The sequence below is a fragment of the Streptomyces sp. WELS2 genome (genome assembly GCF_013870595.1).
GTDB lineage: Bacteria > Actinomycetota > Actinomycetes > Streptomycetales > Streptomycetaceae > Streptomyces.
Window position 1 is genome coordinate 1 of the sequence record NZ_JACBWZ010000166.1, and the last position, 10,147, is coordinate 10,147.

General features: G+C 70.8%; 10 protein-coding genes and 1 pseudogene. 7 read left to right on the top strand and 4 right to left on the bottom strand.

Features of this window, described 5'->3' with window-relative positions:
* The 3 genes and pseudogenes from H5J33_RS13000 to H5J33_RS13010 form a co-directional block, all read left to right on the top strand.
* Positions 1–684 (top strand): annotated as a pseudogene (locus H5J33_RS13000) (molecular chaperone Hsp90); the annotation flags it as partial.
* Positions 685–809: 125 nt separating this feature from the next.
* The gene (locus H5J33_RS13005) at positions 810–1,568 is read left to right on the top strand and encodes a calcium-binding protein (RefSeq protein WP_181795061.1); all 759 of its coding nucleotides are present in this window, start codon (positions 810–812) and stop codon (positions 1,566–1,568) included.
* A 246-nt stretch (positions 1,569–1,814) separates the two neighbouring features.
* Positions 1,815–2,597 (top strand): hypothetical protein, encoded by a 783-nt coding sequence (locus tag H5J33_RS13010; protein WP_181795062.1) that lies wholly within the window; start codon positions 1,815–1,817, stop codon positions 2,595–2,597.
* A gap of 53 nt (positions 2,598–2,650) precedes the next feature.
* Here the strand turns inward: H5J33_RS13010 and H5J33_RS13015 are convergent, their stop codons facing one another.
* From H5J33_RS13015 to H5J33_RS13025, 3 genes are all read right to left on the bottom strand, one after another.
* The gene (locus H5J33_RS13015; protein ID WP_181795063.1) at positions 2,651–2,953 is read right to left on the bottom strand and encodes a hypothetical protein; all 303 of its coding nucleotides are present in this window, start codon (positions 2,951–2,953) and stop codon (positions 2,651–2,653) included.
* A gap of 138 nt (positions 2,954–3,091) precedes the next feature.
* Positions 3,092–5,488 (bottom strand): HAD-IC family P-type ATPase, encoded by a 2,397-nt coding sequence (locus tag H5J33_RS13020; RefSeq protein WP_181795064.1) that lies wholly within the window; start codon positions 5,486–5,488, stop codon positions 3,092–3,094.
* Between the two features lie 88 nt (positions 5,489–5,576).
* Entirely contained in the window at positions 5,577–5,840 is a 264-nt protein-coding gene (locus tag H5J33_RS13025; protein WP_181795065.1) for a DUF2530 domain-containing protein, read from the bottom strand.
* Between the two features lie 150 nt (positions 5,841–5,990).
* Here H5J33_RS13025 and H5J33_RS13030 point away from each other — a divergent pair, with 150 nt between their 5' ends.
* From H5J33_RS13030 to H5J33_RS13040, 3 genes are all read left to right on the top strand, one after another.
* Positions 5,991–7,442: an NCS2 family permease gene (locus H5J33_RS13030; RefSeq protein WP_181795066.1), complete on the top strand. Its 1,452-nt coding sequence runs from the start codon at positions 5,991–5,993 to the stop codon at positions 7,440–7,442.
* A 149-nt stretch (positions 7,443–7,591) separates the two neighbouring features.
* A complete protein-coding gene (locus H5J33_RS13035; protein WP_030612070.1) occupies positions 7,592–8,029 on the top strand; it encodes a MarR family winged helix-turn-helix transcriptional regulator in 438 nt (145 codons plus the stop codon).
* 27 nt (positions 8,030–8,056) lie between these two features.
* Positions 8,057–9,400, top strand: a complete 1,344-nt coding sequence (locus tag H5J33_RS13040) for an MFS transporter (RefSeq protein WP_309485391.1) — start codon at positions 8,057–8,059, stop codon at positions 9,398–9,400.
* A 39-nt stretch (positions 9,401–9,439) separates the two neighbouring features.
* Here the strand turns inward: H5J33_RS13040 and H5J33_RS13045 are convergent, their stop codons facing one another.
* A complete protein-coding gene (locus H5J33_RS13045) occupies positions 9,440–9,961 on the bottom strand; it encodes a GNAT family N-acetyltransferase (RefSeq protein ID WP_181795067.1) in 522 nt (173 codons plus the stop codon).
* A 40-nt stretch (positions 9,962–10,001) separates the two neighbouring features.
* On the opposite strand from H5J33_RS13045, the gene H5J33_RS37410 reads away from it, so the two are divergent.
* Positions 10,002–10,147: 2'-5' RNA ligase family protein (locus H5J33_RS37410; RefSeq protein WP_309485392.1), on the top strand; the 146-nt coding region annotated here is incomplete at its 3' end.

Below are 10,147 nucleotides of genomic sequence, written 5' to 3' on the forward strand. Positions count from 1 at the left end.
GACGAGGCGGACGCGACCGGGTTCGAGGACGAGCAGGTGCTGCGGGCGCTCGGCGTGCGCACCTCCGTCGCCGCGCTGCTGGACGAGCCCGGCGGCGCGGCCGAGCTGCTGGACCGGCTCGCCGGCCCCGAGCGCCCGGTGACCCCGGCCCAACTGCACGGGCTGTACAGCGCGCTGGCGGAGCTGGACCCCGAGCAGGTGACCCTGCCGGACGAGCTGCGGGCCGTGGTCGACGGGCGGGTGGAGGTCGTGGACGCCGCCTCGGCCGTGGTGGTCGACTCCCCGGACCTGCTGCCGTTCACCTCCGGGGTACCGCTGCTGCCGGTGCGGCCCGCGCGCGCCGCCGAGCTGGCCGAGCTGTTCCAGGTGCGCCGGCTGAGCGAGTCCGTCACCGGCGAGGTGCACTCCGAGGGGATCGAGCACGACGTGCCGGAACCGGTGCGGGTACTGCTCGGGCCGCGTACGCCCGCGGTCTACGTCGAGCACGAGGAACTCGTCGTGGACGGCGTGGAGATCGACTGGCGGCTGACCGACGACGGCGTGCTGCACGCGGCCACCCTGGAGGGGGTCGCGGCCGGGCTGGCCTGGGCGGCGGGGCAGTGGCCGCGCCGGTTCGAGGTGGCCGCGCTGCTGGAGGACCCGTCGCGAACGGAGGAACTGGCCCGGGACCGCTGGTTCGACTGACCCCGGGCGCGGCCGAGTCCACCGGGTCCGCGGGAAATTCACATCGTTAGTACAACCTTTCACAATCACCCCGGGTCGGATCAGCGGAGTCATCCCGGCTCCCTGATCCGAACGTGGGGAAACACATGCGCATCCGTGCCTCCGTCGCCGTCGTGAGCGGCGCTCTGGCCCTGTCCGCCCTCGCCGTTCCGGCCGCCCAGGCCGACGCCGTCGAGGGCAACGTCAAGATCACCAAGGTGGTCGTGGACGGCGACAACAAAGTGCAGATCGGTACCTCCGGCGCGGTGACCGTCAAGGTCAGCGTCACCGCGACGGACAACTCGGGCATCAAGGGCGCCGACGAGTTCGCCCTCTACGGTCCGGGCGGCGGCATCGAGACCACCGGCAAGCCCACCTGCGCCAAGGTCAACGCCACCACCTCCACCTGCACCGCCTCGGTGAAGATCGACCCGAGGACGGACTACCTCTCCGACAAGAGCGCCGGTACCTGGTACGTGGACGCGTGGATCGACGCCAAGGACGGCGACTACGTCTGGAAGGAGAAGGCGGGCGCCTTCTCCTTCCAGCGCGCCGCCAAGCTGACCGCGAACGCCACCCCGGAGCCGGTGAAGAAGGGCAAGACGATCACCGTCACCGGTGCCCTCACCCGCGCCGACTGGGAGTCGCTGAAGTACGGCGGCTACGGCGCGCAGTCCGTGAAGCTCCAGTACAGCAAGAAGGGCACCACCGGCTACACCACGGTCAAGACCGTCAAGACCGACTCCAAGGGCAACCTGAAGACCACGGTCAAGGCCACGGCCGACGGCTACTACCGCTTCTCCTACGCGGGCAACTCCGCCACCGCCGCGGTCAACTCCGCCGCGGACTTCATCGACGTGAAGTAAGCCCCCGCTCCGGGCTCCCGGACTCCCCGGGCTCCCCGGGCTCCCGGCCCCCGTCCGGCCGGATCGCGGTGCGCCCGCGCTGCCGGCCGGACGGACCGTTTCTCTCGGTTGGGCCATGCGGGGGTAATCGGTGGGCCAAATCCGGCCGTGAGGGGTCCTGTCCGTACAACCCGCGGGCGCTCGCGGGGATCTGACCGCGTGAGTCGACCGACTCCACGATCCACTTCTCCCTCCAAGGGAACACACATGCGCATCCGTGCCACCGTGGCCGCCGTCTCCGGCGCCCTGGCCCTTTCCGCCTTCGCCGTGCCCGCCGCCCACGCGGCCCCCGCGGCGCCGAACGTCACCTTCTCGAACGTGAAGGTCAACAGCGGCAAGGCGATCACCCTCGGTGCCACCTCCACCGTGAAGGTCAAGGCGACCTACACCGTGACGCACCCCGCCACCGTGTCGATGTCCAACATCCTCACCGGCCCGGTGCTCTACCGGGGCAGCTCGGCGAAGTACGCCGACACCCAGGTCGTCAGCGACGACCCGGGCACCTGCACCAAGGTGAACTCCACCACGGTGAACTGCTCGGCCACGATCACCATCCCCGCCCGCGAGCTGTACAACTCCGACGCCGGCACCTGGAAGAAGGGCGGGGTCGCGGTCGACAACAAGACCGGCGCCGACAAGTGGCAGAGCGACCTCGGCACCCTCCCGGTCCGTCGCGCCGCCAAGCTCACCGCCGACGCCACCCCGGAGCCGGTGAAGAAGGGCAAGACGATCACGGTCACCGGCAAGCTGACCCGCGCCGACTGGCAGCACGGCACGTGGGTCGCCTTCGGCGGCCAGTCCGTCAAGCTCCAGTTCCGCAAGGCGGGCAGCAGCACCTACACCACCGTCAAGACCCTCACCTCGTCCTCCACGGGCGCCCTGAAGACGACGGTGACGGCCGGCTCCGACGGCTACTACCGCTACTACTTCGGCGGCACGTCCACCACCTCGGCCGTGAGCGCCACGCCCGACTACGTCGACGTCCAGTAACAGCCGCGAACACGGGTGCCCCGGCGGCGGCCGGGGCACCCGTGCCCTTTGCGCTAGACGGTGGTGGCGATCCAGCCGACCGTCTCCGTGGCGTGCAGGCCGTCACTGCGGGTGGTGGCGTTGAGGTTCAGCTCGTTGAAGCGGATCAGGAACCCGTCGCGGTTGACGTCGTGCAGCCGGATGCCGGGCGTCTCGGGGCCGTTGAAGGTCTGGGTCTGGGCCACCACGACCACCGTCGACCCGGCCGGGAACGGCGTCGGGAAGGTGACCCGGGTGAAGGTGGAGGTGTTACCGCCCCGGGTCTCGACGGGGTGGCTGGAGGACAGCTGGAGCGAGCCGGTCTGGATCATCGACATGATGACTCCTCACACTGGTGACGGATGCCGGACGTGCGTGGCACCAGTCGCTCTGCCCGACCCGCCGGGTCACTCATACGGCCGTCACCCTGATAGGTGATTCCGGAGCGGAGACTTCCGGCCATGGACCGGCGGGGGCTAGGCCGGGAAACGGCGGCCGACCCATCTACACAGGTACTCCAGGGCCCCGGACGCCACCGCCGCCACGCCGACCGCCGTCCACGGCATCGTCACGCCGACCAGCCTCAGCGCGAAGAAGTCCTGGAGCGCGGGAACGGCGAGGACCAGCAGGAACGCCACACCCATCGACGCCACGAGGGTCACCCGCCACCAGGTGTAGGGGCGGGCGATGATCGCCAGGACCCACATGGAGACCAGGAACAGGGTCAGGGTGGCCGCGCTGGTCTCCGCGTCCAGCGCGCCCGGGCCGGAGTAGTGGTGCCGGGCGAGAAGATACGTCAGGAAGGTCGCCGCGGCGGCCACCGTCCCGCCGGGGACCGCGTACCGCATCACCCGGCGCACGAAGTGCGGTCTGGCCCGCTCCGTGTTGGGCGCGAGGGCCAGGAAGAAGGCGGGGACGCCGATGGTGAGCGTGGACAGCAGGGTCAGGTGCCGGGGCAGGAAGGGGTACTCCACCCGCGCGCACACCACCAGCACCGCCAGCAGCACCGAGTAGACGGTCTTCACCAGGAACAGCGTCGCCACCCGCGTGATGTTGCCGATCACCCGGCGGCCCTCGGCGACCACCGAGGGCAGGCTCGCGAAGCTGTTGTCCAGCAGCACGATCTGCGCCACCGCCCGGGTGGCCTCGGAACCGGAGCCCATGGCGACCCCGATGTCCGCGCTCTTGAGGGCCAGCACGTCGTTCACGCCGTCCCCGGTCATCGCGACCGTACGGCCGCGGGACTGCAGCGCGTCCACCATGTCCCGTTTCTGCTGCGGGGTGACCCGCCCGAACACCGTGCCCGAGTCCAGTGCCTCGGCCATCGCCGGCGGGTCGGCGGGCAGCCGCCGCGCGTCCACCGCCGTGCCCTCCAGGCCGAGCTTCGCGGCGACGGCCCCGACCGACACCGCGTTGTCCCCGGAGAGGACCTTGGCCCGTACGTCCTGCTCGGCGAAGTAGCGCAGGGTGTCGGAGGCGTCCGGGCGCAGCCGCTGTTCGAGGACGACCAGGGCGGTGGGGCGGGCGCCCCGGGCCGGCTCGGGATCGTCCAGGTCCCGGTGCGCGCGGGCCAGCAGCAGCACCCGCAGCCCCCGCTCGTTCAGCCGCTCCGTCTCGGCCAGGGCCGGGTCGTCGGCGCCGAGCAGCACGTCCGGCGCGCCCAGCAGCCAGGTGCTGGTCTCGCCGTCGCCCTCGCTGAACGCGGCCCCGCTGTACTTGCGGGCGGAGGAGAACGGCAGCGACTCCACGCAGCGCCACTCCTCGCTGTCCGGGAAGGCGTCGATGATCGCCTGGAGGGAGGCGTTCGGGCGCGGGTCGGACTCGCCGAGCGCGCCGAGCACCTTGCGGATGTACGTCTCGTCCGCCCCGTCCAGCGGCCGCAGCCCGGTGACGTCCATGCCGCCCTCGGTGAGGGTGCCGGTCTTGTCCAGGCAGACGGTGTCGACGCGGGCCAGACCCTCGATGGCGGGCAGCTCCTGCACCAGGCACTGTCTGCGGCCCAGCCGGATGACGCCGATCGCGAAGGCCACGGAGGTGAGCAGCACCAGCCCTTCGGGGACCATCGGCACGATCCCGCCGACCGTGCGGGCCACGGCGTCCTTGAGGTCGTCGCTCTTGACGACGAGCTGGGTGACGACGAGCCCGACGGCCGCCGGGATCATCATCCAGGTGACGTACTTGAGGATGGTGGAGATGCCGCTGCGCAGCTCGGAGTGGACCAGCGTGAAGCGGGACGCCTCCTCGGCGAGCCGGGCCGCGTAGGCCTCGCGGCCGACCTTGGTGGCCTGGAAGGCGCCGCCCCCCGCGACCACGAAGCTGCCGGACATGACCTGGTCGCCGGGGCGTTTGACGAGGGGGTCGGCCTCGCCGGTGAGCAGCGACTCGTCGATCTCGAGCCCGTCCGCCTCCGCGCACACCCCGTCGACCACGATCTTGTCGCCGGGGCCGATCTCGATCAGGTCGTCCAGGACGATCTCATGGGTGGCCACCTGGACCGCCACGCCGTCCCGCCGGACCGTCGGCCGGGCCTCCCCGATCACCGCGAGCGAGTCCAGGGTCTGCTTGGCCCGCCACTCCTGGAGGATCCCGATGGCGGTGTTGGCGAGGATCACGAAGCCGAACAGGCTGTCCTGGATCGGCGCGACGCACAGCATGATCAGCCAGAGCACGCCGATGATCGCGTTGAACCGGGTGAGGACGTTCGCCCGGACGATCTCCCCCAGCGAGCGGCTGCTGCGCACCGGCACGTCGTTGACCTGGCCGCGCGCGACGCGTTCCGCGACCTCGGCGGGGCCGAGCCCGCCCGGACGGGTCCTCGGTGACGGCACCGGACGCGCCGGATCGAGTTCCGCGTCCGCGCGTATGTGGCTCATGCATTCGACGGTACGTGCGGACGCGCCCGCCCGCCCACCGGTGCCGCCCGTCACCGGGCGCGTCCCGGTCCGGGGAAGCGGCCGGCCGTTACCGGGCGACCGGGTCCGGCGAAGCGGCCCGCTTGATCGCCGCGTCCCGCTTGCGGACGTACCAGACGCCGATCAGCCCGAGGCCGCCCCCGGCCAGGCAGGTCCACAGCCACCAGGTGTGGCCGTGCTCGTCGAACCAGCCGTAGAACGGCAGCTGGACCAGGAAGAGGACGAACCACACGATCGTGCCGCCGGTGATGGTGGCGACCACGGGCCCCTCCAGGGGCTCCGGCGCCTCGTGCTTGGGGGTCCACTTAGCCATGCGCACAGCTTATGCGCCGCCGCTGTCTACGCGCGGAGATAGCGATCTATGACTCATACGTTCATACTGGAGCCGTTTGTCTTTGGCCGCTTCCGCTCGTATGAAACTCCAACAGGGCTCGGGGGAACCCCGTTGGTGATGAGGTCACGCATGTCCACCTCGGCACCTGCCAAGGTCCCCACCCCCGAGAGGCCGGGCGGGGCTCCCGCCTTCGGCTTCCTCGACCGCTACTTCAAGATCTCCGAGCGCGGCAGCTCCGTCGCCCGTGAGGTCCGGGGCGGTCTCGCCACCTTCTTCGCGATGGCGTACATCATCGTGCTGAACCCGATCATCCTCGGCAGCGCGAAGGACATGTACGGCCACCACCTGGACAACGGCCAGCTGGTGACGGCCACGACGCTGTCGGCCGCGTTCACCACCCTGCTGATGGGCGTCATCGGCAACGTGCCGATCGCGCTCGCCGCCGGCCTCGGCGTGAACTCGGTCGTCGCGCTCCAGCTCGCACCGCGCATGACCTGGCCGGACGCCATGGGCATGGTGGTCCTGGCCGGTTTCGTGGTGATGCTGCTGGTCGCCACGGGGCTGCGCGAGCGGGTGATGAACGCCGTGCCGTTCGGCCTGCGCAAGGCCATCTCGATCGGTATCGGCCTGTTCATCATGCTGATCGGCCTGGTCGACTCCGGCTTCGTCACCCGGATGCCGGACGCCGCCCAGACCACCGTCCCGCTCCAGCTGGGCGTCGGCGGTCACCTCACCGGCTGGCCGGTGCTGGTCTTCGTCCTCGGCGCGCTGCTCACCTTCGCGCTGATCGTCCGCAAGGTGCCGGGCGCGATCCTGCTCTCCATCGTCGGCATGACCGTGGTCGCGATGATCATCAACGCGGTGGCCACCGTCCCGTCCTGGGGCCTGACCGTCCCGAAGTGGCCGGGCAACCCGGTCTCCACCCCCGACCTCGGCCTGATCGGCCAGGTCAGCCTGTTCGGCGGCTTCCACAAGGTCGGCATCCTGACCGGCATCCTGTTCGTCTTCACGGTCCTGCTGTCGTGCTTCTTCGACGCGATGGGCACGATCATGGGCATCAGCGACGAGGCCAAGCTGACCGACGCCGAGGGCTACATGCCGGGCATCAACAAGGTCCTCTTCGTGGACGGCCTCGCGGTCGCGGCCGGAGGTGCCAGCTCCGCCTCGGCCACCACCGCCTTCGTGGAGTCCACGGCGGGCGTCGGCGAGGGCGCGCGCACCGGTCTCGCGAACGTCGTCACGGGCGGCCTCTTCGCCGTCGCGCTGTTCCTCACGCCGATCGCCACGATGGTCCCGTCCCAGGCGGCCACCCCGGCGCTGCTCGCGGTGGGCTTCCTGATCCTGTCGAACTCCATCAAGGAGATCGACTGGGCCGACTACACCATCGCCATGCCGGCCTTCGTGACGATGCTGATGATGCCGTTCACCTACTCGATCACCAACGGCATCGGCATGGGCTTCATCACCTTCACGGTGCTGCGCCTGGCCGCCGGGCGGTCCAAGGAGATCCCGCCGGCGATGTACGTCGTCTCGGCCGTCTTCGCCTTCTACTACCTGATGCCGGCCCTGGGTCTCACGTGATCCCCTAGAAATCCATGCCGAACGGGCGCCCGGACCACGGTCCGGGCGCCCATTCCTTTTTCCGGGCCGAGGATTCAGTGGCGGGCATCACGGGCATCACGCAGGTGCCAAGTGGTCCTTAGTAAGAGTAATGAGTTACGCTAAAGAACATGCCGGACCTTACCCATGGCGACGACGCTGCCGCCGTGAACGCCCTCCGCTCCGCCGTGATGCGGCTGTCCCGTCGGCTCAAGCACCAGCGGGTGGACGAGTCGCTGAGCCCCACCGAGATGTCGGTGCTCGGCACCCTCGCCCGCTGCGGCTCCGCCACCCCGGGTGAACTGGCCCGCAAGGAGCACGTCCAGCCGCCGTCGATGACCCGCATCGTCGCGCTGCTCGAGGCCAAGGGGCTGGTCCGGCTGGAGCCGCACCCCGAGGACCGGCGCCAGAAGGTGGTCACCCAGACCGAACAGGCCGAGGCGATGCTCGAAGAGAGCCGCCGCAAGCGCAACGCCTTCCTGGCCGGACTGGCCGAGGGCCTCGACGAGGACGAGTGGGCCGCCCTGCGCGCCGCCGCCCCCGTGCTGGAGAAACTCGCACACCTGTAAGCGCACCATCCAAGGAGGCGAACCCTTTTGAGTACGGGATCCGGAACACCTTCCGCCCCCGCACCGACCCCTACCACCACCGCGCCCGCTTCCGGCAAGTCCTCGATGTTCAGCTCGCTGAGGATCCGGAACTACCGCCTCTTCTTCGCCGGCCAGGTCGTCTCCAACACCGGCACCTGGATGCAGCGCATCGCCCAGGACTGGCTGGTCCTCGGCCTCACCGGCTCCTCGGCCGCCGTCGGCATCACCACGGCCCTCCAATTCCTGCCGATGCTGCTGTTCGGGCTGTACGGCGGGGTCCTCGTGGACCGCCTGCCCAAACGGCCCACCCTGCTGGTCACCCAGTCCGCGATGGCCGTCACCGGGCTCGCGCTCGCCGCCCTGACCCTCTCCGGGCAGGTCCAGGTCTGGCACGTCTACGTCGCCGCCTTCGCCGTAGGCCTCGCCACGGTGGTGGACAACCCGGCCCGCCAGTCCTTCGTCTCCGAGATGGTCGGCCCCGACCAGCTCCAGAACGCGGTCAGCCTGAACTCGGCGAACTTCCAGTCCGCCCGGCTCGTCGGCCCCGCCGTGGCCGGCCTGATGATCACCGGCGTGGGCACCGGCTGGGCGTTCCTCGCCAACGGCCTGTCCTTCGCCGCGCCCATCACCGGCCTGCTGCTGATGCGCGCCCGCGAACTGCACGTGGTCGAGCGCGCGCCGCGCGGCAAGGGCCAGCTGCGCGAGGGCCTGCGCTACGTCGCCAAGCGGCCGGAGCTGATCTGGCCCATCGTCCTGGTCGGCTTCATCGGCACCTTCGGCTTCAACTTCCCGGTGTGGCTGACCGCCTACGCGGACGACGTCTTCCACGCGGGCGCCGGTGCCTACAGCCTCTTCAACACCCTGATGGCCGTCGGCTCCCTGGTCGGCGCCCTGCTGGCCGCCCGGCGCGGCACGGCCCGGCTGCGCGTGCTGATCGCCGCCGCGCTGGCCTTCGGCACGCTGGAGACCGTCGCCGCGGTCGCGCCGTCGTACTGGCTGTTCGCGCTGCTCATGGTGCCGATCGGGGTGTTCGGCCTGACGGTGAACGTCACCGCGAACACGGCCGTGCAGATGGGCACCGACCCGGCCATGCGCGGCCGGGTGATGGCCCTGTTCATGATGGTGTTCATGGGCGGTACGCCGCTGGGCGCGCCGGTGGTCGGCTGGGTCACCGACACCTACGGCCCCCGGATCGGTTTCGCCGCCGGCGGTGTGGTGTCGGCGCTCGCGGCCGGCGTCGTCGGCCTGGTCCTGGCCCGCATCGGCGGCCTGCGGCTGGCGGTGGGCTGGCACCACGGCCACCCGAGCGTCCGCTTCGTCCCGCGCGAGCGGCTGGCCACGGCCGCGTAGGCATCGCCCGGGCATCCGCCTCCGCCGGTCCCGGAGGGTCTAGCCGACCCTCCGGGCCAGCACCTGCCCCGGCCAGGCGTCTGGGCCGTGGGTGTAGGCGTGCGTCGGGGAGAAGCCGTTGGCCTCGTAGTAGGCCACCAGCCTGCGGTCGTCACCGGCGTAGCAGTCCACCCGCAGCAGGCCCACGCCCGCCCGCCGGGTCACCTCGGCGGCGTGCTCGATCAGCGCGCTGCCCGCGCCCCGGCCCTTGAAGCGGCGGTCGGAGGCGAGCCAGTGGATGTACCGCTCGGGCTCGCCGGGCGCCGGCAGATGGGACAGATAGGCGCCGGGCCCGTCGGTGAGGGTGAGGGTGGCCGCCGGCTCCCCGTCGATCTCCGCGATGTACGTGGTGCCCTCGGCCATGGCCCGCTCCACCGCCTGGACCGTCCTGGTCCCGGAGAGCGGCTCGGTGCCCCACTGGCCGGTGCGGCCCTGTGAGACCAGCCACTCCACACTGCTGTCGAGCATGCGGAGTATCGCGGGCAGATCGTCCGGGCCGCCTTCTCGGATGGTGATCGTCATCGCCCCATCATGCCCGCCCGGGTCTGGGATCGTGAGGGGCATGAGACTCTTCGCCGCCGTACTGCCTCCGGAGCACATCGCGGACGAACTCGCCGCCGAGGTGGACCGGTTGCAGCGGCTGCCGGGGGCCGGCCGGCTGCGCTGGACGGGCCGTCCCGGCTGGCACTTCACGCTCGCCTTCTACGG